Annotated in this window: 23 protein-coding genes; 4 read left to right on the top strand and 19 right to left on the bottom strand. The window is 67.5% G+C overall.

The genetic code is table 11. The features are described 5' to 3' along the window. Positions 1-14: 14 nt before the first annotated feature. From pyk to GS424_RS05685, 4 genes are all read right to left on the bottom strand, one after another. Positions 15-1481: a pyruvate kinase gene (gene pyk, locus GS424_RS05700; RefSeq protein WP_160943042.1), complete on the bottom strand. Its 1467-nt coding sequence runs from the start codon at positions 1479-1481 to the stop codon at positions 15-17. A 433-nt stretch (positions 1482-1914) separates the two neighbouring features. Then, positions 1915-2193 carry a molybdopterin-binding protein gene (locus GS424_RS05695; protein WP_160943043.1) on the bottom strand — a complete coding sequence of 93 codons (279 nt, stop codon included), beginning with the start codon at positions 2191-2193 and terminating at the stop codon, positions 1915-1917. 16 nt (positions 2194-2209) lie between these two features. Beyond that, positions 2210-3010 carry a molybdopterin-dependent oxidoreductase gene (locus GS424_RS05690; protein ID WP_244977684.1) on the bottom strand — a complete coding sequence of 267 codons (801 nt, stop codon included), beginning with the start codon at positions 3008-3010 and terminating at the stop codon, positions 2210-2212. Between the two features lie 13 nt (positions 3011-3023). Next, complete coding sequence (locus tag GS424_RS05685) at positions 3024-4613, bottom strand: molybdopterin-dependent oxidoreductase (RefSeq protein ID WP_160943045.1); 1590 nt, start codon at positions 4611-4613, stop codon at positions 3024-3026. Positions 4614-4923: 310 nt separating this feature from the next. Between GS424_RS05685 and GS424_RS05680 the strand changes: the two genes are divergently transcribed. Continuing rightward, entirely contained in the window at positions 4924-5658 is a 735-nt protein-coding gene (locus GS424_RS05680; protein WP_160943046.1) for a Crp/Fnr family transcriptional regulator, read from the top strand. Between the two features lie 167 nt (positions 5659-5825). On the opposite strand, the gene GS424_RS05675 is transcribed toward GS424_RS05680, so the two are convergent. From GS424_RS05675 to GS424_RS05630, 10 genes are all read right to left on the bottom strand, one after another. Continuing rightward, the gene (locus GS424_RS05675; RefSeq protein ID WP_154334167.1) at positions 5826-6206 is read right to left on the bottom strand and encodes a desulfoferrodoxin family protein; all 381 of its coding nucleotides are present in this window, start codon (positions 6204-6206) and stop codon (positions 5826-5828) included. Positions 6207-6385: 179 nt separating this feature from the next. Continuing rightward, on the bottom strand, positions 6386-7219 hold the full coding sequence (gene lgt / locus GS424_RS05670) for a prolipoprotein diacylglyceryl transferase (protein ID WP_154334168.1): 834 nt from the start codon (positions 7217-7219) through the stop codon (positions 6386-6388). A gap of 96 nt (positions 7220-7315) precedes the next feature. Then, positions 7316-7534 carry a UDP-N-acetylmuramoylalanyl-D-glutamate--2,6-diaminopimelate ligase gene (locus tag GS424_RS05665; RefSeq protein WP_154334169.1) on the bottom strand — a complete coding sequence of 73 codons (219 nt, stop codon included), beginning with the start codon at positions 7532-7534 and terminating at the stop codon, positions 7316-7318. 111 nt (positions 7535-7645) lie between these two features. Further along, complete coding sequence (gene pdxT / locus GS424_RS05660) at positions 7646-8236, bottom strand: pyridoxal 5'-phosphate synthase glutaminase subunit PdxT (protein ID WP_160943047.1); 591 nt, start codon at positions 8234-8236, stop codon at positions 7646-7648. Between the two features lie 8 nt (positions 8237-8244). Further along, the gene (pdxS, locus tag GS424_RS05655; RefSeq protein ID WP_160943048.1) at positions 8245-9135 is read right to left on the bottom strand and encodes a pyridoxal 5'-phosphate synthase lyase subunit PdxS; all 891 of its coding nucleotides are present in this window, start codon (positions 9133-9135) and stop codon (positions 8245-8247) included. A gap of 136 nt (positions 9136-9271) precedes the next feature. Then, the gene (locus GS424_RS05650; protein ID WP_154334172.1) at positions 9272-9562 is read right to left on the bottom strand and encodes a hypothetical protein; all 291 of its coding nucleotides are present in this window, start codon (positions 9560-9562) and stop codon (positions 9272-9274) included. 40 nt (positions 9563-9602) lie between these two features. After that, the gene (locus GS424_RS05645) at positions 9603-9836 is read right to left on the bottom strand and encodes a NifU family protein (protein ID WP_101721966.1); all 234 of its coding nucleotides are present in this window, start codon (positions 9834-9836) and stop codon (positions 9603-9605) included. A gap of 59 nt (positions 9837-9895) precedes the next feature. Beyond that, positions 9896-11386, bottom strand: coding sequence for an LCP family protein (locus tag GS424_RS05640; protein ID WP_160943049.1), 1491 nt, complete (start codon positions 11384-11386; stop codon positions 9896-9898). A gap of 9 nt (positions 11387-11395) precedes the next feature. Next, entirely contained in the window at positions 11396-12685 is a 1290-nt protein-coding gene (murA, locus tag GS424_RS05635) for a UDP-N-acetylglucosamine 1-carboxyvinyltransferase (RefSeq protein WP_160943050.1), read from the bottom strand. Between the two features lie 186 nt (positions 12686-12871). Next, complete coding sequence (locus GS424_RS05630; RefSeq protein ID WP_160943051.1) at positions 12872-14341, bottom strand: helix-turn-helix domain-containing protein; 1470 nt, start codon at positions 14339-14341, stop codon at positions 12872-12874. Between the two features lie 325 nt (positions 14342-14666). On the opposite strand from GS424_RS05630, the gene GS424_RS05625 reads away from it, so the two are divergent. Next, positions 14667-16367 carry an FAD-dependent oxidoreductase gene (locus tag GS424_RS05625; RefSeq protein WP_244977721.1) on the top strand — a complete coding sequence of 567 codons (1701 nt, stop codon included), beginning with the start codon at positions 14667-14669 and terminating at the stop codon, positions 16365-16367. Positions 16368-16482: 115 nt separating this feature from the next. On the opposite strand, the gene tsf is transcribed toward GS424_RS05625, so the two are convergent. The 4 genes from tsf to GS424_RS05605 all read right to left on the bottom strand — a co-directional run bounded on the left by tsf (position 16483) and on the right by GS424_RS05605 (position 20852). Then, entirely contained in the window at positions 16483-17349 is an 867-nt protein-coding gene (tsf, locus tag GS424_RS05620) for a translation elongation factor Ts (protein WP_101721963.1), read from the bottom strand. 111 nt (positions 17350-17460) lie between these two features. Beyond that, on the bottom strand, positions 17461-18285 hold the full coding sequence (gene rpsB / locus GS424_RS05615; protein ID WP_193666551.1) for a 30S ribosomal protein S2: 825 nt from the start codon (positions 18283-18285) through the stop codon (positions 17461-17463). A 264-nt stretch (positions 18286-18549) separates the two neighbouring features. Further along, entirely contained in the window at positions 18550-19335 is a 786-nt protein-coding gene (locus tag GS424_RS05610; RefSeq protein WP_160943054.1) for a helix-turn-helix transcriptional regulator, read from the bottom strand. A gap of 107 nt (positions 19336-19442) precedes the next feature. After that, positions 19443-20852: an MFS transporter gene (locus GS424_RS05605; protein WP_160943055.1), complete on the bottom strand. Its 1410-nt coding sequence runs from the start codon at positions 20850-20852 to the stop codon at positions 19443-19445. 703 nt (positions 20853-21555) lie between these two features. Here GS424_RS05605 and GS424_RS05600 point away from each other — a divergent pair. Beyond that, complete coding sequence (locus tag GS424_RS05600) at positions 21556-21936, top strand: zinc ribbon domain-containing protein (RefSeq protein ID WP_227100892.1); 381 nt, start codon at positions 21556-21558, stop codon at positions 21934-21936. Further along, entirely contained in the window at positions 21915-22724 is an 810-nt protein-coding gene (locus tag GS424_RS05595; RefSeq protein WP_160943056.1) for a protein kinase domain-containing protein, read from the top strand. The genes GS424_RS05600 and GS424_RS05595 overlap by 22 nt, the downstream gene beginning before the upstream one ends. Here GS424_RS05595 and GS424_RS05590 read toward each other — a convergent pair. Further along, complete coding sequence (locus GS424_RS05590) at positions 22721-24802, bottom strand: heavy metal translocating P-type ATPase (protein WP_160943057.1); 2082 nt, start codon at positions 24800-24802, stop codon at positions 22721-22723. The two genes, GS424_RS05595 and GS424_RS05590, sit on opposite strands and share 4 nt — an antisense overlap. Positions 24803-24806 lie beyond the last annotated feature (4 nt).

The raw sequence follows: 24806 nt of genomic DNA, 5'->3' as shown, positions 1-24806 counted from the left end.
TTGTCCGTAGTTCGTCAGTCGTCGTTCTCGTCGGTGCGGATCTGCACGACGTACATCACGTTGGTGGCGGCCACCGCGCCGGCGCCCGGCTCGCCGATGGTGGGGCTCGTGGACGGATCGCCCGCCGTGAACACCGCCAGCTGCCCCGGCTGAACGAGCCCGTGCTCGAGCACGGCGTCGTGGGCCTGCTCGATGACGTGGCGCATATCGCCCTGCACGTCGCCGAGCATGGGCGTCACGCCCCAGTTGAGCTGCTGCTGGCGCATGACGCGCGGAAACGGCGTGACCACGTAGATGGGCACCCGCGGCCGCAGGTTCGACATGAGGCGCGCCGTGCGGCCCGACATCGTGGGCGCCACGATGCAGGCGGCCCCCACGTTCTCGGCCGTCTGCACGGCGGCCAGCCCCACGGCCAGCGCCACCCGCGCGCGGTCGCGGCTGCGGTCGGGCGCGTGCTCGTCGAACAGGTAGGGCTCGCTCGACTCGGCGATGCGCGCCATCATGCGCACGGCCTCCACCGGGTAGGCTCCGCTCGCGGTCTCGCCCGACAGCATCACCGCGTCGGTACCGTCGTAGATGGCGTTCGCCACGTCCCCCACCTCGGCGCGCGTGGGGCGCGGGTTGCGTATCATGGAATCGAGCATCTGGGTGGCCGTGATCACCGGCTTCGATGCGCGGTTCGACGCACGGATGATCTCCTTCTGGATGTGCGGCACCTTGTACGCCGGCACCTCCACGCCCAAATCGCCGCGCGCCACCATCACGCCGTCGGCCGCCTCGATGATGGCCTCGAAGTTCTCCACCGCCTCGGCGCACTCGATCTTCGCGATGAGGCCCACGTCCGCGCCGCCGTGCTCGTCGAGGAAGCGCCGCAGCTGGCGCACGCCCTCGGCGCTGCGCACGAACGACGCCGCCACGAAGTCGACGTCCTGCTCGATGCCGAAGACGAGGTCGGCGCGATCCTGGTCGGTCATCACCGGCAGCGGCACGCTCGTGTCGGGCAGGTTGACGGACTTGCGCTCGCCCAGAAGCCCGCTGTTGCGCACGGTGCAGCGGATGTCGGAGCCCTCGACGGCGTCCACCGCGAGCTCGATGAGCCCGTCGTCCAGCAGGATGGCCCCGCCGGGCTCGACGGCGCGCGCCAGCCCCGCGCAGGTTTGCGCGACCAGCTGGGCCGTGCCCTCCACCGCGCGTTCGGTGAGCACGAGCGGGTCGCCTGCGCGCAGCTCCACGGGCCGTCCGCCCGCCAGCGCGCCCGTGCGGATCTCGGGGCCGCGGGTGTCCAGCAGGATGGCGCACGGCGAGTCGAGGTCGCGGCGCACGCGCTTCAGCAGGTCCATGCGCGCACGATGCTCGTCGTGCGAGCCGTGCGAGAAGTTGAAGCGCGCCACGTCCATGCCGGCGGACAGCAGCTCGCGCAAGGCGGCTTCGTCGTCCACGGCCGGCCCCAGCGTGCAAACGATCTTCGTGCGTCTGGCCATGCTCCTCCTCGATCGCGCCTGTTCCATGATCGCATGATACCGTGAAACCGCCGCGCGCCCGCGCCGCATCGCCCCAATCCGGCGAGTCTGCACACAACCGCAACGCACCGCAGGCGGCTCCGATCCGAAGACGCTCCCGCAGGATCGCCTCTTCGATACCTGACCTGCCGCATCATGGACAAAAAGGGCAGTTTTCAAGATAAAGAAAAGTCGGCTTTTTGTCCACCCGACCCGTTCCGCGCGCAGTATCGCCCAGCCGAGCGAAAGCGACGCACCCGGCGCGATCCGCAAAGCGCTCGCGACCGTCGCGCCGCCCCGAACGGCGACGCGCGCCGAGCCGCTCGCAGGAGGCGCCCCGAAACGGCAACGGGCCCCGAAGCATCCTTCGGGGCCCGCCTGCGCCTTTCGGACGCGCGTCCGCACGCGCGTGCGCTTACGCGACGAGGAAGTCGGCCACCGCCGAAGCGGGGCTCGTGCGGCCCTCCTCGTTCATCGACCGCACGCGCAGCCGGTAGCTGCCGGCATGCTCCGGCGTGAACGCGTACGTCCAGTGCACCCAGAGGTCGGCCGACGCGTCGGACACGTCGTGCGTGCACCACGTACGGCCCCCGTCGAGCGAGAACTGCAGCGCGACGATGCGCGTGCCGTAGTCGTCGGCGTATCCTTCGAACGTGACGGTCTGGCCTACGGCCAGCTCCTGCGGCGCGATCATGGAATCCCCCTTCGCCTTACGAGACGGATGCCGCCAGCACGCCCACGTTGGGGCTGTTGGGGTACGTCATGTCCTCGCCCGGGCTCGCGGGCGGCTCCTCCTCGCGCGTCACGCGCACCTCCACCACGTCGCGCACGAAGTAGTTGGCCGGCGTGCGCGTCATCCACAGCTGGTTGTTGCCGCCCACCGAGGCCGACAGGTCCTCGTCGTTGATCTCGTAGGACAGCACGCCGTGGCGGCCCACCACGTAGCTGATGGGCATAGCCAGCTCGGTGCCGTCGCTCGACACGAACGTCACCGTGTTCACGCCGTCGCGCGCTTCGGCGCGGTCGAGCAGGTGCGAGACGGGGATGCCCTTCACGTCGGCGGTGATGATGGCCTTGCCGTCGGCCGGATTCCCGCCGCAGGTGCACGTCATCACCTGCTTGACGCTGTTCTCGGACGCCAGCTCGTCCACCGGGGCGGTGAACGCGTTGTCCACCTCGCCGGTCACGGCGAGCTTCCATTCGAGCGGGTTCGCGACGACGAGGTCGTCGGTGGCGCCGCACAGCGCCGACGTCGCCCGCTGGAACACGTCCTTGATGACGCTGTTCAGCGTGAGCTCGGTCTGGTCGTACGAGAACGTCCCCGCTGCGGCCGATGCGCTGACCAGCGGCGAGGCGACGGCGGTGCCGGCGGGCGCCTCGACGGCCGCCGCGGGAGAAGCGCTCTGGTCGGATGCCGGCGCGCCGTCGGCCGCGAAGGCCGTGCCCGCCCCGCTCAGCGTCAAGGAGGCGATCATCGTGCCGGCCAGCAGGCCTTTCTTGTAATCTTGCATGCTCATCTCCGATCTACTTGACGTTGAACAGGAAGTTGGTGTCGCGCGACGACACGCGCTCGGAGCCGTCGGGCTGCGTCGAGGTGGTGCGCACCTTCAGGAGGTACGACCCCGCCTCGGCCGGCATGTACGTCATGCGCCAGTACGTCCAGCGCGTCGGGTCGTTGCCGGGCGTCTCGAGCGTCGTCCAGGTCTTGCCGTGGTCGAGCGAGTACTCCACCTTCGCGATGGGCTCGTCGTAAGCGTCGGCGAAGCCCTCGATGGTCAGTTCCTTGCCGGCCTGGCCGTCGAGCACCACGCCGTCGGGGTAGTTGAGGATGGCGCTGTTCGGCTTGCCCTGCATCAGGCCGGTGTGCGGATCGAGCGGCGTGTCCACGCCCTCCTCGTCCTCGAACTCGGGATCGTTGACGAAGTCGATGGTCATGATGGCCTTGATGTAGGAGGCGGCGGAGTTGCGCGGCACGGCGAGCGTCACCGGGTAGCCCTGGCTCGCGGGCAGCGGCTGGCCGTTGATCTCGGTGACCAGCAGGCAGTCCTCCACGTTGATCGACTCGAACGAGGGTGCCACCATGTTGTAGCCGTCCTCGGACGTCACCTCGATGTTGGTGGTGCCGCCGGCCGGCTTTACGTAGTCGATGACGTCCTTCATGGACACGCCGGTCAGCTCGGCCTGGTAGATCCACGCGTTGGCCGTGGCGTTCTCGATGCAGCCCTGCTTCTGCACGAAGCTCTTGGTGCCGAACTTCTCCTTGAGCTCGGTGACCGTCATCTCGAGGGGGTTCTCCACGTCGCCGCCGATGGTCAGCATCCATGCGTCGGCCACCGCCGGGTCGGTGTCGGTGCGCCACTCGGACGGCTCGTTGTTCAGCGACTCGAAGAACAGCTGGTCGTTGTCGGACACGGTGTCCTGGTCGTAGCTCAAGCCGAGCTTCGCATCGTCGGCCTTCACGTCCGTGATGCCTTTGTACAGGTCGTACTTGGCGTAATCCCACAGGTTGAACTCGCTGTTCTCGTCGATGTAGTGGCACGAGTCGCAGCTGCCGTTCATGCCCGAGAACTTAGCGTTGCCGTTGTGGATGCCGTGCAGCGTCTCCACGAGCTGGATGTTGCCGAACCCGGCGTTGCGGTGGCAGCCCAGGCAGTTCGCCACCGTCAGCTGCGTGGGATAGCCCATGGCGTACACGTTGTGCTTCGTGGGCAGGCTCATCACCACGTCCTCGATGCTCTCGTGGCACGACAGGCAGCCGCGGTTGTCGGCGTCGAGGTACGTGACGTTCCAGCCCTTCGGGTCGACCGGCACGGGTTGCGTGGTGAATCCGAACTGGTCGGTGTACTGCGCCGGCTGGTTGTCCTCGGCGTTCTTGGCCACCTTGTCGGCGTACTTCAGCTTCTCGGCGTATTCGGCGTAGTTCTCGAGGTACGTGCCCCCGTCGTCGGCATAGCCGATGTCGTTGCCGATGCGGCCCAGATCGTCGGCCGTGATGGGGGCGGGCTTGTCGGCCCCCTGCGTCGACCCGGACCCCTGCGGCGCGCATGCCGCCATGAGCCCGACGGCGGCCACCAGGCACAGCGCCGATGCCGCCAGCTTTCCCTTCTTCTTCATGCGATCCCTCCTTCGTTTCTCGTTCTTCGACGAGCGGTATCCGCCCGCTCGTCCCCCGTGGAAACTCTACGGGAAGACGCGGTTCGACTGTAGGCGCAGGGTATCGGCGCGCACCGTCTTTTTCGCGCAGGGGCGGCCCGCGCGTGCGCGCGGATGGTTATTCCCGACCGGCAATGTTCTGAGACAAGCATTCAACGAGACCGCGCGCCGACGCGCCGGCATCTTTCGATCCGGGCGCAGTTGTGGCACACTACCATCTGAAAGAAACGCGTCCGACAAGGGGATGGACGCATCAGGCAAAGGGGGACCCATGAGGCTGAGGGGCCAAAAGGGACACAACGACGAGACGTCGATCCTGCTCACGTCATCGCTGCATCGCAAGATGGATTTCGACCGGTACCTCGATCAGGGCACCGTGCTCAAGCTGTTCCGCGAGGAGGAGCACGACGCCACCTGCGAGGCGCCCGACGACCCCTACCTGTTCTACGTGCAGGCCGGGGCGATGGAGGTGGGCCTCAGCCGCGCCGACGGGCGCAAACTGAGCTACTTCTACGTGCGCGGCGCCGGGGACGCGGCCATCGCGGGGCTGCCGGGCTATATGTCGCTCGGTTCGAGCCGGCTCACGTTCAGGGCGGTGCGCAACACCGTGCTCGTCAGCTTCACGCGCGCCCAGGTGCGCGCCCTCATGCACGCCGACGACGCGTTCTACGACGACGTGATGCACGCGCTGCACATGACGATGGCGCAGCTGGGTCACCGCCTGGACTCCGCGAACCAGCAGTCCACGAGCCGCCGCATGCTGCTGTGGCTGGAGAAGCTGTGCGAGGCGAACGCGCCCGACCCCGACGGCGTGTACCGCATCCCCTGCAACCTCATCGTCGACGAGATATCCGGGCTGCTGGAGATCCACTACGCCACGTGCAACAAGCTGCTGAAATCGCTCAAAGAGCAGGGCATCGCCTGCAAGACGAGGACGCACCTCGAGATCGCGAACCGCGGCGAGGTGCAGAGGCTGCTGCTCGAGGAGAACCCCGTCCTGTACTGACGGGGAGGGGGCGGCGCGGCCCAGGGGCAGCGAGAAACAAGAACGGATGTTTCACGTGAAACATCCGTCGCAGACCGGCGGAGGGGCGGGCGAACCGCCCGGTCGCGAGACGAAAAAGCGCCCGCCCCGACGATCGGGACGGGCGCTTCGCGCTTCAAAGCGGCTGCCTACACCTCGGCGACCCAGAGGCCGTGGATGTTGCAGTACTCGTACACCTTGAGGGCCTCGTCGCCCTCGGCGATGGCGAAGTCGGCCACGGGGGCGTCCTCGGGCGTGAGCTCGACGATCTGGTAGCCGTTCTTCGTGACGAGGCAGATGAACGTGATGAAGTGCTCCGGGGTCATGGGGTGCAGCGTGCTGCCCACCTCGACGTGCACGTTCGCGCCGTCGACGCGCACGACGGGCACGTGCTTCTCCACCGCGGCATCGGTCGTGTTGGCGGTGAGCTCGGCCATCTGCTCGCCGCAGCACACCAGCGGAACGCCCGAGTCGAACGGCTTGATGGCGATGTTGCCGCAATGCATGCACTTGTAGAACTTGAGATCCATGGTAGGTCCCCCTTCGTCGTCTGGTGAAACTTGCAGTCAATCTGTTCTGTTGCCAGTTTAGCTTCGTCCGGCGTGCAAACCGTTACCGCAGGGGCGGTTGCCGCCGAACCGTAACCAAGCGCGCGTCCGTCCGCGCCGGAGGCCGGATGGCGCGAGCACCGCTCGGTTCGCGTTAAATGTTACTCAGATTGTTGCATTTCGGGAAGACCCTCTTGGGGCTTTTTCACGACAAGCGCATAAACGAGCACGCCCACCCCCACGAGGATCAGCGGCACCGACAACAGCTGCCCCATCGTGAGCCAGCCGCCCCACAGGTAGCCCAGCTGCGCGTCGGGCTCGCGCACGAACTCGACGAGGAAGCGGAAGCATCCGTACATGATGAGGAACAGGCCGAGGAACGTGCCGCGCGGACGCGGCGGCGTGCGGCGCGACAGCAGGTACAGCACGGCGAAGATGACGATGCCCTCGAGAAACGCCTCGTAGAGCTGCGACGGGTGGCGCGGCATCGTGCCCGCGGCGCCGCCGAACACCACGCCCCAGGCCGCGTCGGTGGGCGCGCCCCACAGCTCGCCGTTGATGAAGTTCGCGCAGCGGCCGAACAGGAGGCCGAGCGGCGCGCCGATGCAGCCTAGGTCGGCCAGCGTGAGGTACGGGATGTGGGTGAATCTCGCCGCCACGATGCCCGCCAGCAGCGCGCCGATCAGGCCGCCGTGGAAGCTCATGCCGCCCTGGTTGAACGCGAGGATCAGCTCGGGGTGCTGGAAGTAGTACCCCTCGCCGTAGAACAGCACGTAGCCGAGCCGCCCGCCCACGATGACGCCGATGATGACGCAGAACATGATGGTGAGCAGCGAGTCCGCGTCCACGCGCACGCGCCAGCGGCGCGCGACGCGCCAGATGACGAGGCCGGCGAAGACGAAGCCCAGCACATAGGCGACGCCGTACCAGCGCACGACGAACGGCCCGAACGAGAACAAGATGGGATCGATGGATTGGTAGATGTCGTTGAGCATGTCGTTCCTTCATCGCCCGCGCCGGGCGCGGGCCTCTGATCGTAGTTCGAGCCGCACAGAAAACGGTTCCGCCTGCCTGAGCCGACGGAACCGCGTTTATTCGAGACCCATGCCGGCGCCCACTTCGAGCGCGGCGAACCGCACCTCCTCGCGCAGCTGCGGCGGGATGGGCTGCATGCTGGACACGGTGGCGTCGCAGTGCGGGCAACGCAGCGTGAACAGCGCCAGATCGGCGCGCACCACCATCATGGACTCGTAGCGACACACGTCCAAACCGACCGCTCCGCATGCGGGACAGGTCACGCCTTTGCTCATCGGTTCACGCTCCTCTCGCTTCGTCGTCCGCCTGCCGTTTCCCTCATTGTAGCAGAACTTCCCAGACGGATATCCACGATTGGAAAGCGCTCCGTCAACGCGGACGGCCCCTCACGACCCCACGACGCGCTCGAGGAAAAACGCGTGCACGCGGTCGTCGTCGGTGAGTTCCGGATGGAACGCGACGGCCAGCGCGCGGCCCTCGCGCACGGCCAGGGGCTCGCCGTCCTCGGCCGTGCTGAGCACCTCCACGCCCGGCCCCCAGTCGGCGAAGCGCGGGGCGCGGATGAACACGCCCTTCACCGGCCCGCCCTCGACGCCCGCCCACGGCACCGTCGTCTCGAACGAGTCGATCTGCCGCCCGTAGGCGTTGCGGCGGATGCGCACGTCCATGAGGGCGAGCGGCTCCTGGTCGGGGCGCGCGCCCTCGATGTCGCGCGCCATGAGGATGGCACCGGCGCACGTGCCGAACACGGCCATGCCGTCCGCATGCGCGGCGCGCAGCGGCCCGTACAGGCCGTGGATGGCCAGCAGCTTCGCGATAGCCGTGGACTCGCCGCCCGGGATCACGAGCCCGTCGAGCCCGTCGAGTTCGTCGGGCCAGCGCACGAGGCGCGTGTCGGCCCCCAGCCCGTCGAGCATTCGCCGGTGCTCCCGGAAAGCGCCCTGGAGGGCCAGGACGCCGATGCGCTTCGTCACCATGCGGGGCCTTACCAGCCTCGGGAGGCCATGAGCTCGTTGTCGGGGATGTCCGAGATCTCGATGCCCACCATGGCCTCGCCCAGGTTGCGCGAGACGCGCGCGATGGCGTCGGGGTCGTCGTAGTTCGTGGTGGCCTCCACGATGGCGCGGGCGCGCTTCGCCGGGTCGCCCGACTTGAAGATGCCGCTGCCCACGAACACGCCGTCGCAGCCCAGCTGCATCATGAGCGCCGCGTCGGCGGGCGTGGCGATGCCGCCGGCGGAGAAGTTCACCACGGGCAGGCATCCGTGCTCGGCCACCCACTTCACCAGCTCGTAGGGTGCCTGCAGGTCCTTCGCGGCCGTGAACAGCTGCTCGTCGCGCAGCCCCTTGATGCGGGCGATGTCGGTGGTGACGGTGCGCATGTGGCGCACGGCCTCCACCACGTTGCCCGTGCCTGGCTCGCCCTTCGTGCGGATCATGGCCGCGCCCTCGGCGATGCGGCGCAGGGCTTCGCCCAGGTTGCGGGCGCCGCACACGAACGGCACGTCGAAGTCCCACTTGTTCACGTGGTACTCATCGTCGGCCGGCGTGAGCACCTCGCTCTCGTCGATGAAGTCCACGCCGAGGCTCTGCAGCACCTGCGCCTCCACGAAATGCCCGATGCGGCACTTCGCCATGACGGGGATGGACACGGCCTCCACGATGCCCTCGATCATGGTGGGGTCGCTCATACGGGCCACGCCGCCGTGCGCGCGGATGTCGGCAGGGACGCGTTCGAGCGCCATGACGGCCACCGCGCCCGCGTCCTCGGCGATCTTCGCCTGCTCGGGGTTCACGACGTCCATGATGACGCCGCCCTTCATCATCTCCGCGAACCCGGTCTTCACCTTCAGCGTGCCGTGCGCCTGCTCTGCCATCGTCTCCCTTTCGTCGGTGATCTCGTGTCGTGCTTGGGGTAGCGCGCGGCCGCGCAGATGCCCTGCACGGCCGCGTTTGCGATGCGATTGACGCGCGAGCCCCGCGGGGCCGCGCGCTTTGACCCGGTTCGCTCGGCTAGAGCAAGAACCGGTTCGGGTTGCCCTGGCGCGTGACCTCGCCGGTACGCTCGGCCACGTCGGGACCGTGCTCCAGGAAGTGCTCGCAGAAGCGGCACACCTCCTTGACGGCCGCGTCGTAATCGCGCTCGGGATTCAGCAGCTTGTTGAAATCCTGGCATACCACGTGCGTCGAGCGCGTGCATGCGGCGAAACGGCAGTCGCAGGGGCACGGCTCGCCCGGGATGTTGTGCGGACAGCGCGACATCATCTCCTCGTCGCATCCGCGACGTTCCCAACACTGCGCCATATCCGCCTCCTTCCCCGCTCTCGTCTGAATCAGGTCCGGCTTACAGGTCGGCCGGGACGACCTTCGTCACGCCGGGGACGCGCTCCTTGAGGATGCGCTCCACGCCGTTGGCCAGCGTCATCTGGGACATGGGGCAGCCCTTGCAGGCGCCCTGCAGCTCCACCGACACCACGCCGTCCTCGCTCACGTCGACGAGGCGCACGTCGCCGCCGTCGGCCTGCAGGCTGGGGCGGATGAGCTCGAGCACTGCCGCCACATCGTTCTTATCTACCATGACAAAGCTCCTTCGTTGAACTTGAACATCTTGCTATCAGGTGCCGATTCTACCACAGTCTAGGACGTGGGCTTCCAATCCTTGCCGAGAACCACCAACACGTCGGTGTCGAACGTGTAGAAGCCCGATCCGGCCACCGTGCGGCCGATGCCGAGCGACGCCACCACGGTTTCCGCCGCCGCCTCGAACGCGTCGTCGTTGTACACGACGAGCGTCTCGTTGTAGGCGTACGTGTCCATGTTGCCCGTCTCGGTCACGTCGAAGCCGAAGCCCTTGAGCGTGTCCGCCATCTGGGCCGCGCCGCCCGTGATCTCGGCGCCGTTGCGCACGGTGATGGTGAAGCTGCCCGGGTCGACCTGGGGCGTCGCCTGCTCCGTCACGGGTTCGGCGCCGGCTTCCACGAGCTTCATCATGCTCTTCCAGGAGTCGGACGACGCCGCGTACGTGGTCACGTCGTCGCGCGTGGTCTCGTAGCCGGGCACGAGCGCGCCGTACACCGTGGAGGCGTCCATGCCGCGCAGCGCATCGGCGATGGACAGCGCGGCCGTCGCCGACAGGTCGGTCTGGAAGGCGCCGCCCACGTTGTCGAGCGTGGTGAGGAAGCCGAGCGACCCGTCGCCCAACAGGCGCAGCGACAGCGCGGTGAGGAACGCGCGCTGGTTCGCGGCCTGGGACTCGAGGCCGTCCGTGAAGTTGCTGGCGCGCAGGAACGTGAGCGCCTTCGCGCCGTCGAGCGTCTGCGTGCCCGGCTGCAGGTAGGCGTCTCCGGCGTTCGGGTCGTCCACCTCCTCGGCCACGTTCACCTCGATGCCGCCGAGGGCGTCCACGAGACGCACGATGGATTCGGCGTCGATCTTCACGTAGTGGGCCACGTCCACGCCGGCGAAGTCGGCCACGGCCGACACGAGCGCGGCGTCGCCCTCCTGCGTCTGGGCCTCGCGCAGCGGATGCGTCTTGCCGTCCTTGAGAGACACCTGCAGCGTGGGCGGGATCGACACGACGGTCACCGTGCGGGACGCTTCGTCGACGCGCACGAGCGCCACGGCGTCGGGGCCGTCCACGGCGTTCGCCGATCCGGGCGCGTCCAGGTCGGCGGCCACCACCGTGTAGAAGGCCGTCGCGTCGGCCTTCGGCGCGACGAGCGCCGAGGAGGCGTCGGAGTCCTTGAGCGCGAGCTTCGCGTCGAGCGACCCGAAGAACGTGGCCACGCCCACGGCGGCGGCGATGCACACCACCACGAGCAGGCAGACCGCGATCGCGAGGATGCGGCGCACGCGCGCCTTGCGCTGTATCTCCTGGGTGAACTCGCGGCGGCTGACGCGGCGGGCGTACTGCGACGAGCTCTCGCCCGACGCGGTGGTGGGCAGGATGGTGTCCACGACGCCGCGCGCCGCCCGCTTCTGCTTGCGAGGGCTGGAGAATCCCACCGATTCGCCGTTCATATGGCGCGACGAGCGCGGCACGTGAGTGCCGACCGTCGCCGACTTCATGCGGTGGGACGTGAGTTTCGAGCGGGCCTGCGTGAAGCCCTGCTTGCGTTTGTTGACCATGGGCGCTCGCTACAGCGACGACCGGGCTTGCTCGGCGTTCGCGCGCACCACGTCGGCGCCGAGGGCGCGCAGCTTGCCCACGTAGTCCTCGTAGCCGCGGTCGATATGGCCGATGTTGTGGACGCGCGTCTCGCCCTCCCCCACGATGCCGGCCAGCACGAGGGCCGCGCCGGCGCGCAGGTCGGTGGACGACACGTCGGCGCCCTGCAGCTCCTTCACGCCGCGCACGAGGGCGTGATGGTCCTCGATGGCGATGTCGGCGCCCATGCGCATGAGCTCGCTGGCGAACATGAAGCGGTTCTCGAACACGTTCTCCGTGATGACGGACATGCCGTCGGCGAACGCGGCCAGCAGCATGAACTGCGCCTGCAGGTCGGTGGGGAACCCGGGGTGCGGCAGCGTCTGGAGGTCGATGGGCTCGAGCGGGCGCGTGCGGCCCACGGTGATCCAGTCGTCGCCCGTCTCCACGTCGCAGCCCATGGCGCGGAACTTCATGAGCGCCACGCGCAGATACGACGGGTCGATGCCGTGCACGGTCACGGGGCCGCCCGTCAGCGCGCCGCCGGCCAGGAAGGTGCCGGCCTCGATGCGGTCGCCCACCGTGGTGTGCTCGCAGGGGTGCATCGAGGCGAGCGGCACGCCCTCCACCTCGATGATGTCCGAGCCGGCACCCGTCACGCGCGCGCCCATGGACGCGAGCATGTTCGCGAGGTCCACGATCTCGGGCTCGCGCGCGGCGTTCTCGATGACCGTGGAGCCCTCGGCCGCCACGGCGGCCATGAGCAGGTTCTCCGTCGCGCCCACGCTGGGGAAGTCGAGCACGACGTGCGAGCCGTGCAGGCCGTTCGGCGTGGTGGCCTCGAGGAAGCCGTGGTCGATGGAGAACTCCACGCCGATGGCCTCGAGGCCCACGAGGTGCATGTCGATCTTGCGCGCGCCGATCTGGCAGCCGCCCGGCATGGCCACGCGGGCGCGTCCGAAGCGGCCGACGAGCGGGCCGAGCACCGAGATGCTCGCGCGCATCTTCGACACCAGCTCGTAGGGCGTCTCGTGCTTGTCGACGGCGGAGGTGTCCACCGTCAGTGTGTGGCCGTCGCGCTCCACCCGCGCGCCCAGGCAGCGCAGCACGTCGGACATGATGCTGATGTCCGAGATGAGCGGGACGTTGTGGATGACGGTTTCGCCCTGCCCCAGCAGGGCGGCGGCGATCAGCTTGAGCGCCGAGTTCTTCGCGCCCGCCACGGCGACGTCGCCGGCGAGCGTGTTGTTGCCTTGTACGATGATGATCTCTTCAGCCATGGAAGCATCCTCCGCGCCCGACGCGATGGGTCCGGGCGTTCTCTCGTCTATAGACACGCACCGCGGTGGATGCGCCCGATTCGTCATCCCTCCATTATAGGAACCGGGAGCCTGCCCGCCCACCCTCATCACAACGAAAGCAGAACGGCTGATGAAGGGCGGATGCCGGCACAGCCGGAACAGCCGTCACGCCGTCGCGTCGATGAGGTCGATCACTTCCTGGCGCGAATGAACGTCCAGCTTTTTATACACCGTCGCCGTATGGGTATGAACCGTGCTCGGGGAGATGTACAGCACCTCGGACGTTTTCCGCATGCTGTACCCGAGCGATACGCAGAACAGTATCTCCTTCTCGCGCTGCGTCAAGCCGAAGCGCTCCCCGACGCGATCGCACGCTTCGCCCCTCTTCGCCCCGCGATCGGGGCTTTGGCGACTGGGCGAGAACACGATTTTGGCGACGCTGCCGTTGACGAACATGACGCACACGAGCACGAGGCACAGGATCAGGCAGAACCCGAGGAGCAGCGCGTAGCCGACGGCGTACTCGCCGATGAAGGCGAGCGCATCCGGGGCGTACTGCGACAGAAACACCCGGACGGCGTTGATGATGAGGGACGGGACGAACAGCGGGACGAGGTAGCACACGCCGAAAACCGGGAAAGGGTCCAGATCTTCCTGATAGACGATGACCATGAATATGACGAAGAACATGATCTTCGTCATGCGGCGGAAGAGGTACATGACGTCGAAGCAGAAATTCGTCTGCACGGCCAAAACGAACACCGCCATGAAGAAGCTCAGGAACATGAGGGCCAGAAATCCGAGGCAGACATGCCAGAACAACCTGCTTTTGAAGAAGGGCGTCTCTCCCGATTGAACGGCCGCGAGGGCGAGCAGCAGGACCAAGATCAACGGCAATACGTACGTCAAAGGCGATTCGCTCGTTATCACGCGATACCCGGGAACGAAAATCTCGACGTACGAGATCAAGTTGATGGCCAGAACGAACAGCGACAAGGGAACCAGCCAAGCCTTGCGGTCGGCATGCCCCGCGTCCGCCCCGTCGATATCCTTTTCAAGAGGGGCGCCTCCGAAGTCCCTCCTCGTCCTGATGTAGGCGAGGTAGCACGCGCCCGACAATCCCAAACTGGCGATGGGCAGCACCGTCCGGTACTCGCTGTTGTTGAGATTGCTGGGAGACGCGACGTAGGCAAGCGCCATCGCCGCAAGCACGAGCACGACGACGGCGTTCAAGCTGCGGGAGAACGCCAACGCGCGGATCTCGTCCACCCACGAGAAGAACACGACGACGAAGCTTGCCGCGAACGTCACCAGGCAGACCATGCACAGGACGATCGAGAGCGCTCCTCCCAGATACCCGAAAAACGATTGCACGAGGAGGAGGCTCGCCGAGCCGGCCACGCCGAACGCCGGTACCGTCCAACGCCCTCGAAAAGAGCGGACGAAACCCTTCCCGACGGTCGACGCGAGCACCGTCAAGCCGACGAGGACCGTAAGGAAAAAGCAATACGCGAGAACTCCGTCGAGGTAGCCCAACGCGCTGAAGTACGATTCTTTGAAGAACCCTTTGGCCACGTACATCCACGCGAACAGGAAACCGAGGATCAGGAGGACGCCGGAACCCCATCCGGGCACAGGACCGGCAGCACCTCCCTCAGGAGCACCGTCCGAACCGGGCGATCGTCGTCCTGCCGATTGCTCGAAAACGCTTCCCCGCTCCCCCGCAGGCTGTCGCGACACCGTTCCATCCCCCATTCGAACCCCCCTTATCGTTCGAATCGCGCGTTCGCATCTTACCATGGTCGCGCGGGCGCGCACCTGAGACGACCCGAAGGACTGGCAGCCCTCGCCGCGCAAGACGTAACACTCACCAGGCCTTATTCATAACTCGACAGTTTTTGTCGAGCAAAACCGACAGAAAGCGTCGAGATGACGAGGGCCGTTTCGCCCCTCGTTGTCGATGACCGGCGCGACGGCCCTCGATACCATGGGAAACGCCTCGACGGGATCGAACGCGAGCCCGGCGAGGCGAAGGTACCGGCAAAGCACCACGATTACTAAGGGGAGCATCATGGATCATCTCAATGGCAGGCAGGGCGGAACGCTCAGCCGACGCACGTTTCTCGCGGGAGCGGGAACGGTGGCGGGCATGGCGGCGCTCGCAGGCATCGCAGGCTGCGCCCCTTCGGCGCCCTCCGGGGGAAAGGCCGAAGACGGCAAACCGAGCGGTTCCTACGCGTTCGCGAAAAAGCAAGCGGACGTCGCCGACGGCGAGCAGCTTTCAACCGACGTGCTGGTCGTCGGGGGCGGCGGGGCGGGCCTGTGCGCCGCGTTGAGCGCCGCCGAGAACGGCGCCCAGGTCATACTGGCGGAAAAGCTCAGCCAGCTCGGAGGGGCGACGATGCTTTCAGGAGGGGCCATCCCCGTCGTGGGAACGAGGCAGCAGGTCGAGGCCGGGGTGCAGGACAGCACGTTCGCGATGGCCACCGACATCCTTCGACCCACGAACTACACGGTCCGTCCCGATCTCGTGCACACCGTAGCCGAGAACGCCAAGGACCTGATCGAATGGACGGAGCGGATGGGCGTCGTGTGGAACCTCGACGAACGAGGGCGCTTCGGGCAGACGGCTCGTCGCATGCACATCGCGGAAGGCACCGGCGAGGGGCTCGTATCCAAGCTCATCGAGCACATGGGAGCGCAGGACGCGATCACGCAGATGCTCTCCTTCGAAATCGAGGGCCTCGTGCTGGACGACTCCGACGCCGTTGCCGGCGCTTACGGAACGCACGACGGGAAAGCGTGCACGATCACCGCCAAGAACGTCGTGCTCGCCACCAGCGGGTTCGCCAACAATCCCGACATGATCGCGCGCTACTGCCCCGAAACCGCGGAAGCCGTCAAAGTTGTGGCAATGGGCGCGACGGGAGAAGGCATCGAGTGGGCGGAGGAGCTGGGCGTTGAGCTGCAGTGCATGGGCGCCTATCAGGGACACGCGTTTCGCGGGGTGGACAGCAACACGACCGCCGGCCATCAAGCGCTCGCGACCAACGGCGCGATCATCGTCAATTCCAACGGAGAGCGATTCGTGAACGAGTACGGGGGCTATTCCGACCTCTCCCCCCACGTCCTCGCCCAACCTGGACATATCGGATACCTCTGCTTCACGGACGCGCAGGCGGAGAAGAGCAAGGAGTTCCCCGAGCGGCAAGCGGCAGGTTTCGTGGTTACGGGGGCAACCGCATCCGAGCTTGCCGACGCGCTTGGAATCGAGTCGGCAGCCCTCGAGAGGACGTTCGAAGCGTACCGGCAGGGAATCGAGAAGGGCGAGGACGACTTCAATCGCTCGAGGCTTCCCGAAAGCTTCGACGGCCCCTATCGCGCGATGAAGATCACCGGCGAAATACGCCACACGCAGGGCGGCATGCCGACCGACGTCGCGGGTCACGTCGTGCGCCCCGACGAATCCCTGATACCGGGCCTGTACGCGGCAGGCGGCTGCACCGAAGGCTTCTCCTGTCGCGCGGGATCGGTGTACTCGAGCGGCAACGGCTTGATACAGGCGCTCCTCTTCGGCATGATCGCAGGCAGGAACGCCGCGCTCGAGGAAAAAGGGAGCGCGCAGGTTGCCGTCTGGGAAGCCCCGAGCACCGTCGGGTAGATCCATCGGCTCGGGAGAATCCAGCCGCTCGTCAAGCCTTCCCGCGCTGCACCGCAAAAAAAGACCCGGGGCCGAGGCTCCGGGTCTTTTTGCGTGCGCGGTATGCGGAGAAGGCTTACGCCTCTTCGCCGAGCACGAAGCGCTTGAAGTCGACGATCTTGATCTCGCCGCCGAGGTTCTTGGCGACCTCAGCCGCGTACTCGCTGACGGACTGGTCCGGGTTCTTCACGAAGGGCTGCTCGGTCAGCGTGCTCTCCTTGAAGAACTTCTCCAGACGGCCGGTGGCCATCTTCTCCTGGATGGCCTCGGGCTTGCCGGACTCGGCGGCCTGCGCCATGTAGATGGCCTTCTCGTGCTCGACGATGGCCGGGTCGACGGACTCGCGCGTCGCGGCGACCGGAGCCGCAGCGGCGACCTGCATGGCCACGTCGCGACCGAACTGCTTGAAGCCGTCGGACGCGGGGTCGATGCCCTCGACGTCGAACTGCACGAGCACGCCGATCTTGCCGCCGCCGTGGATGTAGGACGACACGGCGCCGCCCTCCACCACCGCGAAGCGGGCGAGCTGGATGTTCTCGCCCAGCGTGTGGATGGCGTCGGTCACCACGGCCTCGACCGTCTCGCCTGCGGCGTCGGCGGCCTTGAGGGCCTCGAGGTCGGCCGGCTTGGAGGCCAGGGCGGCCTGGGCGATCTTCTCGGCGTAGGCCTTGAACTTGTCGTTCATGCCCACGAAGTCGGTCTCGCAGTTGAGCTCGACGACGGCGCCGGACGTGGCGTCGTCGGAGACGATGGCCATGACGGTGCCCTCGTTGGTGGCGCGGCCGGCCTTCTTGGCGACGGCGGCGAGACCGCGCGTGCGCAGCACGTCGACGGCCTGGTCGATGTTGCCGTCGGCCTCGACGAGCGCCTTCTTGCACTCCATCATGCCAGCGCCGGTCATCTCACGGAGTTCCTTGACCATGGAAGCGGTAACAGCAGCCACGTTGATCCTTTCTCTCACGATGCCGCGGCCTTGGGACGCGGCGGGGTGTCAAGCGCCACCGCGCTGGGTGAGCGGGGCGGCGCGTTCAGTGCGGTAGATGCGCGAAGCAGCTTATTCGGCGGCAGGCGCAGCGGCCTCGACGGCAGCCTCGGCGACGGCCTCGACGGCAACCTCGGCGGCAGCGGTCTCGGCGGCGGCCTCGGCGACGGCTTCGGCAGCTTCGGCGGGCGCAGCCATGTCGGCAGCGGTCACCGGCACGCCCACGCCGGCGATGACGGCGTCGGCGATGAAGTCGGCCAGCAGACGGACCGAGCGGATGGCGTCGTCGTTGGCGGGGATGCCGAAATCGACGTCGTCCGGATCGCAGTTCGTATCGAGCGTGCCCACCACGGGGATGTCGAGACGACGGGACTCATGGATGGCGATGGCCTCGCGGTTCGTGTCGATCACGAACACGGCGTCGGGCGTGCGCTTCATGTTGCGGATGCCGTTGAGGTTCGTCTGCAGCTTGGACAGCTCCTTGTGCAGCAGGATCTGCTCCTTCTTGGGCAGCACGGCCATGCGGCCGTCGGCCTCCATGGCCTCCAGCTCCTCCATGCGGTTCACGCGGGAGCGGATGGTCACGAAGTTGGTCAGCATGCCGCCGAGCCAGCGAGCGTTCACGTAGGGCATGCCGCACTTGTTGGCAGCGTCGGCGACGGCCTCCTGGGCCTGCTTCTTCGTGCCCACGAACAGCACGGTGCCGCCCTTCTTGGCCAGCTCGGACACGAACGTGTACGCCTGGTCGAGGCCCACGAGCGTCTGCTTGAGGTCGATGATGTAGATGTCCCCGCGGCTGCCGAAGATGTACGGCTTCATCTTGGGGTTCCAACGGCGCGTCTGATGGCCGAAGTGGCTGCCCGCATCGAGCAGCGAAGTAATGCTGACTTTCGTCATGACTCTCTCCATTCGTTAGTCCTCTGCTTGCGGTCATCCCCGAGATCCGCAGCCTTTTTCAGTTGGCCACTAGCGGATCGGGTCGCGCAAGCATGCGTATTTAGAAACTGCAGAAGTATACCACGCCCCCGAGCGTTTGCAAGCGGAAAGCGCAAAAGGACGCAGTTGTGCGCGGTTGCCCACAACTGCGAGCGGATGCGGCGAATTCGCGGCCGGCCGACGGCGGCGCCCACGTTCAAGCCGAAGACGAGCTGCGCGACGAGATCAGGCGTCAGTACGACGCCCTCGAAGGAGGGATTGGATCGTGAAATCGGGGGCGCCGTTGTAGAAGGACACGTCGACGCGGCGATCCATCATGACGGAGTGGACGAGCAGAGCGGCCGCGGCGGCGAAGCAAGCGAACAGCGCCAACGCCACGAACGAGAACATCTGAATCGATTGGAGCATGCCGGGCATGAACATGCCCAAGACGAGCAGCGCGACACCGCCACCGACGCCGAACAGCTTCCGACGGCGCGCTTCCGCCTTCTCCTCCGGCGTGTAGCAGTCCTCGACCACCGGGTGCTCCTTGCGAAATGCCGCATGGCTGCGATACGCCGGAACGAAAAAGCACAGGCCGAGCGCGATCCCTACGAGGTGGACGACGATGTTCGCCGAAACCGTCGTGCTGTTGTAACCGCCGCCCGTCACGAACATCGCCACCCCGAAGCTCATGACGATCACCGCCACGCCCGCAGCGACATCCCACGCACGGCGGCGCATGTGCTCGTCGTAGCCGTCCTTATCGACAGGCATGGCTGCGGAGGCTGGCTCGGCCTCCACGATCGCCACGTTCGCCGTCGCGCCGCCGGTTAAGTCGCCCCGCACGAGGTCGTCGAGCGAGCACTCGAACAGGTCGCACAGCTTGATGAGCTTGTCCATCTCGGGGTAGCTTTTCTCGGCTTCCCATTTCGCCACGGACTGGCGGCTCACGCCGAGCAGCGTCGCAAGCTGCGCCTGGCTCAAATCGCGCGTTCCACGCAGATGCTGGAGGTTGTCTCGGAAGCTCATAGGATTCTCCTCTCGCTTGCCTTCTCTCTACAGCATGCACCGAAACCGCGGTTCCCTCAACCAACTTTCGGATGCTTTTCACGGTTTTTCTCGACAACCGGAAGTTGTCACCGCTGCTTACCGGCCGGTTTGCGCATGGCGCGGGCGTAGAAGAACGCGACGAGCAGCCCCGCCGCCGCGATGACGACGGCTATCGAGAGGGTGTGCTCGAACGCCGCAGCGTACGCCGACGCCTTCGCCGCGCCCGCCGCCGTATCCCTGAGCACGTCGGCCGACAGCACGCCGACGAACAGCGACGAGCCGATGGCCGAGGCGATCTGCACGGCCGTGGAGTTGATGGACGCGCCGGCGGAGTACGTCGCGGGCGGCAGCGTGCCGAGCGCCGCGGTCTTGGACGGCGCCACCACGAACCCGGCGCCCGCGTACACAGCCGCCGACGACAGGACGATCAGGATGGCGATCATGCTCTCGGCCGAGAAGAACGCCGCCGCCTGCCCGACGAGCACGAGCACGAGGCCCGCCGGTATGAGCGGCCACGCGCCGTGCCTGTCGAACACCCGGCCGCCCAAAAGCGTGAACGCCGCGTTGACCAGCACGGGGCCCAACAGCAGCAGGCCCGCGAAGAACGCCGTGTACCCCAGCGCCCCCTCGTAGTACAGCGGCAGCAGGATGCTCATGGAGAACGACGTGAGCATGCCCACCATGACGAGCAGGATGCCCACGGCGAACCGCGGGTGGACGAGGGGGTGCAGGTCGAGCAGCGGGCTCTCCAACGCGAACTGCCGCCAGGCGAACAGGGCGAGCAGCACCGCGCCGACCGCGAGCGCCGCGAGGGAGGGAGCGAGATCGCGCGTGACCTCGCCCAAGCCGTACAGGAACGCGGCCAACCCGAGCGGCCCGAGCATCACGCTGAGCGCGTCGATGGGAACGCGCTTCGTCGAAGGGCCGCCGTGGATGCGGAAGAAGCCGACCGCGAGCAGCGCGACGGACATGGCGAGCGATACGACGAACATGGCGCGCCAGCCGAACTGCGTGAGCGCGAATCCCGAGGCCGTCGGGCTGATGGCAAGGCCCACGGCGATGACGCCGCTGTTCAGCGCGAGGCGCGTGCCGCGCACCGCGGCCGGCGAGTTCGTCATGATGACGCTCGTCACCGACGGGAAGAACAGGCCCGTGCCCACCGCCTGCACGAGGCGGCTGGCGAACAGCATCGGGAAGTCCTGCGAGAGCAGCGCGCACGCGCTGCCGAGCGCGAGCGCCCCCGCGCCGACGAAGAACACGCGCCTCAGCCCGAGGCGCCTCAGCATGAACGCCGACAGCATGATGGCCGTCGCCGCGACCACCATGTACCCCACGATCACCCAGTTCGCGATGGAGAGCGTGACGCCGAAGTGCTCCGCCAGCTCGGGCAGGGCGACGTTCATCATGCTCTGGCCGAACGAGGCCGTGAACGAGCACGCCAGCAGCACGGGCAGCATGCTCGCCACGCTTCCGCTTCGCTTCTTCGCGTTGCCCATCCGACCGCCCTTCCTCGTCCGTTTCCTCGTTGCGCCCGACGCGGCGCGGCGACGGACGCTTCAAGTGTAGCGGCGGGAAAGGCCGGCCCCGGAAGCGTTCCGAACACGCAACGCTCCGGTCATACAGCCGAAGGTCTGCCGTTCAACCACCATTGACGGGTATCTGGCTGCATACCAAGCGGCTCCTACGGGTACGCTCTAGCTTGGTGAAGAGGCTTGCGGACGGGTTGCCCCGAAGCAGAGCACACTGATCAACGGGTGAACGACGGTTCACGTCAATAGTGGCGCGGCACGCGAATCGTCGAGTTCTAACCAATTTTTTCGTTTTGCGTTCGTTTAGGGGTGCGTGTTGTCCCGTTTAGGGGACATGCTGACCCGCAGCGATCGAACACGAATCACGCGACCTGCGGAAACGTAAAAACCACTTTCGAGGATCGGTATCCAAGGACGCTTCGAAGCGCCAAATCGCGCGCAAAACGAAAAAATTGGTTAACATGGGCGAATTCGCATGCCCGGCTGTCATTGACGGATACCCGGTTGCATTGAGAGTTGGAGCTTGGGGACGGGCTTGGGGCAAGCGAAGCGGTGCCCCTTGGTTTTTTCCGGGAGTCGGCGGCGGAAGCGGCGGAGCCCGATCGCATCCGGTATCCTGGGGCGCAGCTACCCACCCGATCGAAAGGACCACCCGATGGGGCTCTTCTCCATGAGCGGTCGCAAAAAGCACCGCACCAACCAAGGCAGCGGCTACTATCAACCGCAAGGATTCATGGGCAAGCTCGGCGGCTTCGTGGGCTCGTTCAGCAGCTCGGACCGCAAGCGCTACGGCCACGGCTACCCCCAGCAGAACGCGCAGCCCATCCCCGGCCAGGCGCAGGCCGCGCCCCAAGCGCAGGCGCAGGCTCCGCGTGCCGCCTCGGCCGCAGGCTCGCTTTCCTGCCCGAAGTGCAGCGCGCAGGTGCCGGCGGGCTCCAAGTTCTGCCTCGAATGCGGCGAGAAGCTGGGCGGCGGGTTCTGCGCGCAGTGCGGCGCGACGCTGCCTCCCAGCGCGAAGTTCTGCCCCGAATGCGGCACGCCGCGCGGCTAGCGCGCTTCGCCACCGCGGCCGGCGACCGCAGGCTCGTCGGCCGCACGTTCGGCGCATGGCGGCTCGACGCCGTGCTGGGCCAAGGCCGGTTCGGCACGTGCTTTCGCGCCTCGCGCGCAAACGGCGAGCCCTTCAGCGCGGCCCTCAAGCTGATCAAACCCGAGCAGGGGTCCCTCGACCGCGACGCCCTCTGGAACGAGGCGAAGGCGCTGTCGCTGTGCGCGCACCCCGCCGTCCCCCGCTGGCTCGGCATCGTGCGCGAGCGCGACGACGTGCGCGACCGCGGGCGCTGCTTCATGGCGCAAAGCCTCATGCCCGGCACTTCCCTCGACCGCCTGCTGTTCCGGCAACGGCGGTCGTTCGACCAAGCGGCGATCGCCTCCATCGGCCGCCAGGTCATCGACGCGCTCGCGCACCTGGAGGGCCGCGGCGTGGCGCACGGCGACGTGCGGCCGGCGAACCTGCTGATCGACGCCGAGGGAACGGTGTCGCTCGTCGACTTCGGGCTGGCCGGCTTCTTCGACCGGAACGCGGCGAGCCCGGCCGCGACCGCATCCGATCGCGCCGGGCTCGCCGACGTGCTGCTGTTCCTGCTGTACGCGAGCCCCGCCGCAGTGCGCAGCAGGCGGCACGCGAAGCTTCCCTGGTTCGACGACCTCGACCTCCCGGCCGCCCAGCGCTCCCTGCTGCTCGACCTGTTCTCGGACGAGCCCGCGCTGCACGGCTTCGCGTCGATCGGCGATGCCTTCGAGGAGGCGTTCGCAGCGCCGCCGACGGCCCGACGCTAGGCGCGGTACGTCCCGCCGTTCCTCACACTGAGCGCCACCGTGGACGCGTTGTGCAGCAGCGACGAGGTCTGCGGCGTGATGAGGCCGCCGATGCCCGCCGCCAGCAGCGCCGAGTTGATGGCGATGACCTCCTTGAACGATGCGTTCAGACGCGCGGTCAGCCCCGCGCTCAGCGTCCGCAGCGTCACGAGCGCACTCAGGTGCCCTCCCGTCAGCGTGATGTCGGCCACCTCCTTCGCCACGGCGGTGCCCTGCCCCATGGCGATGCCCACGTCGGCCAGCGAGAGCGCCGGGGCGTCGTTCACGCCGTCGCCCACCATGACCACCTTGCTCCCCTCCGCCTTCAGCCGCTCCACGAAGGCGTACTTGTCCTCGGGCAGCAGGTTGGCGCGGTACTCCGTCACGCCGGCGGCGTCCGCGATGCGCGCCGCCGTGAGCTCGCCGTCGCCCGTGAGCATGACGACGCGCTTGAACCCGAGCATCCGCAGGTCGGCGATGGCCTCGCGCACCCCGGCCTTCAGCGGGTCCTCGATGCCGATGACGCCGATCAGCTCGCCGTCCACCGCCAGGTACAGCGGCGACAGCCCCTCCGTTTCGTCGGCCACGCGGCGCTTCTGCTCCTCGGTGAAGGACACGCCTTCGTCCTCCACGACGAAATGCTCCGAGCCGATGACCACGCGCTTGCCGTCGAGCGACGACGCGATGCCGTGCGCCACGAGGTACTCCACGTCGGCGTGGCGCTCGCGGTGCCGAAGGTTCTTCTCCGCGGCCGCGCGCACCACGGCGCGGGCCACCGGGTGCGGGAAATGCTCCTCCAGGCAAGCGGCCAGCCGCAGCACCTCGCGACGGTTCCACCCGTCGAGCGCCAGCACGCAGGCCACGTTGGGCGTGGCCTCGGTCAACGTCCCGGTCTTGTCGAACACGATGGTGTCGGCCGCCGCCATGGCCTCGAAGTGCTTCGAGCCCTTCACGGTGAAGCCCGCCTGCGCGCTTTGGCTCATGGCCGCCAGCACGGCGATGGAGCCGGTGAGCTTGAGGGCGCAGGAGTAGTCCACCATGAGCGCCGCCGACGTCTTCACGAGGCTGCGCGTGGTGAGCGCCACGGCGCCCGCCAGCAGGAAGTTCCAGGGCACGATGCGGTCGGCCAGCTGCTCCATGCGCGACTGGGTTTCCGATTTGAAGGATTCCGCCTGCTCCACGAGCGCCACGATGGAGCGCAGCTTCGTCTCGCCCGCGTCCGCCGTCACGCGCACGATGATCTCGCCGTCCTCGACCGCGGTGCCCGAGAACACGTTGTCGCCCACGCCGCGCTCGACCGCCAGCGGCTCGCCGGTGAGGGCGGCCTGGTTCACCATGGCCGTGCCGCGCACCACCTCGCCATCGACGCACACGGGCATGCCGGTGCGCACGGCGATGCAGTCGCCCGGCTTGAGGTCCGACGCCGCCACCTGGATCTCCTGGTCGCCCTCGACGAGCTGCGCGGTTTCCGGGAGGTCGAGCAGCGCGTTCACGAGCGCCCCCTCCGACCGCGAGCGCGTGTACTCCTCCAGCGTCTCGCCCAGGTTCAGCAGCAGCATCGTCTCACCCGCCGTGCGCGGGTCGCGCTTGACGAACGACATGCCGATGGCGGCAGCGTCCAGCACGGGCACGTCGAGCCGCGCCCGCCCGAGCGAGCGGACCGCCGCCGCCAGGAAGCCGCGGTAGCGCCAGGCGGTGACGAGGGCCGCGACGGGCTTCGGCAGGAACCACCGGCGCGCGAAGTACGACCCCACGAGCACCGCGATGTCCATGAGCAGCGACTGGGTGCGCGGCGCCAGTTCGAGCCCGCAGTTCGAACGGGCTTCGGCGATGGCCTCGGCGTCGATGGCGTCCAGGTGATCGAGCACCCGCTGCCGCGCGCCGTCCGCCGCACGGTAGCGCACGGCGATGCTGCCGATGCGAGGGTAGACGTTCGCGCGCTCCACCGCCGGGCACGCGCCCAGCACGCGGTAGAGCGCGTCGAGATCGTCGGCGGGCACGGGACCGACCAGCCGCACGCGCATGCGGCCGGGAACCTCGCTCGCGATGACGTAGTCCATCGCG

This window comes from Eggerthella guodeyinii, from assembly GCF_009834925.2.
Lineage (GTDB): Bacteria > Actinomycetota > Coriobacteriia > Coriobacteriales > Eggerthellaceae > Eggerthella > Eggerthella guodeyinii.
The sequence above is the reverse complement of the archived record's forward strand: the minus strand, read 5'-3'. Positions and strand labels throughout refer to the sequence as shown.

Excerpts from the sequence above, each read along its gene's own strand:
- pyk (WP_160943042.1), bottom strand. The coding sequence starts at position 1,481 with ATGGCCAGACGCACGAAGATCGTTTGCACGCTGGGGCCGGCCGTGGAC.
- GS424_RS05695 (WP_160943043.1), bottom strand. The coding sequence starts at position 2,193 with ATGATCGCGCCGCAGGAGCTGGCCGTAGGCCAGACCGTCACGTTCGAA.
- GS424_RS05690 (WP_244977684.1), bottom strand. The coding sequence starts at position 3,010 with ATGCAAGATTACAAGAAAGGCCTGCTGGCCGGCACGATGATCGCCTCC.
- GS424_RS05685 (WP_160943045.1), bottom strand. The coding sequence starts at position 4,613 with ATGAAGAAGAAGGGAAAGCTGGCGGCATCGGCGCTGTGCCTGGTGGCC.
- GS424_RS05680 (WP_160943046.1), top strand. The coding sequence starts at position 4,924 with ATGAGGCTGAGGGGCCAAAAGGGACACAACGACGAGACGTCGATCCTG.
- GS424_RS05675 (WP_154334167.1), bottom strand. The coding sequence starts at position 6,206 with ATGGATCTCAAGTTCTACAAGTGCATGCATTGCGGCAACATCGCCATC.
- lgt (WP_154334168.1), bottom strand. The coding sequence starts at position 7,219 with ATGCTCAACGACATCTACCAATCCATCGATCCCATCTTGTTCTCGTTC.
- GS424_RS05665 (WP_154334169.1), bottom strand. The coding sequence starts at position 7,534 with ATGAGCAAAGGCGTGACCTGTCCCGCATGCGGAGCGGTCGGTTTGGAC.
- pdxT (WP_160943047.1), bottom strand. The coding sequence starts at position 8,236 with ATGGTGACGAAGCGCATCGGCGTCCTGGCCCTCCAGGGCGCTTTCCGG.
- pdxS (WP_160943048.1), bottom strand. The coding sequence starts at position 9,135 with ATGGCAGAGCAGGCGCACGGCACGCTGAAGGTGAAGACCGGGTTCGCG.
- GS424_RS05650 (WP_154334172.1), bottom strand. The coding sequence starts at position 9,562 with ATGGCGCAGTGTTGGGAACGTCGCGGATGCGACGAGGAGATGATGTCG.
- GS424_RS05645 (WP_101721966.1), bottom strand. The coding sequence starts at position 9,836 with ATGGTAGATAAGAACGATGTGGCGGCAGTGCTCGAGCTCATCCGCCCC.
- GS424_RS05640 (WP_160943049.1), bottom strand. The coding sequence starts at position 11,386 with ATGGTCAACAAACGCAAGCAGGGCTTCACGCAGGCCCGCTCGAAACTC.
- murA (WP_160943050.1), bottom strand. The coding sequence starts at position 12,685 with ATGGCTGAAGAGATCATCATCGTACAAGGCAACAACACGCTCGCCGGC.
- GS424_RS05625 (WP_244977721.1), top strand. The coding sequence starts at position 14,667 with ATGACCGGCGCGACGGCCCTCGATACCATGGGAAACGCCTCGACGGGA.
- rpsB (WP_193666551.1), bottom strand. The coding sequence starts at position 18,285 with ATGACGAAAGTCAGCATTACTTCGCTGCTCGATGCGGGCAGCCACTTC.
- GS424_RS05610 (WP_160943054.1), bottom strand. The coding sequence starts at position 19,335 with ATGAGCTTCCGAGACAACCTCCAGCATCTGCGTGGAACGCGCGATTTG.
- GS424_RS05605 (WP_160943055.1), bottom strand. The coding sequence starts at position 20,852 with ATGGGCAACGCGAAGAAGCGAAGCGGAAGCGTGGCGAGCATGCTGCCC.
- GS424_RS05600 (WP_227100892.1), top strand. The coding sequence starts at position 21,556 with ATGAGCGGTCGCAAAAAGCACCGCACCAACCAAGGCAGCGGCTACTAT.
- GS424_RS05595 (WP_160943056.1), top strand. The coding sequence starts at position 21,915 with ATGCGGCACGCCGCGCGGCTAGCGCGCTTCGCCACCGCGGCCGGCGAC.
- GS424_RS05590 (WP_160943057.1), bottom strand. The coding sequence starts at position 24,802 with ATGGACTACGTCATCGCGAGCGAGGTTCCCGGCCGCATGCGCGTGCGG.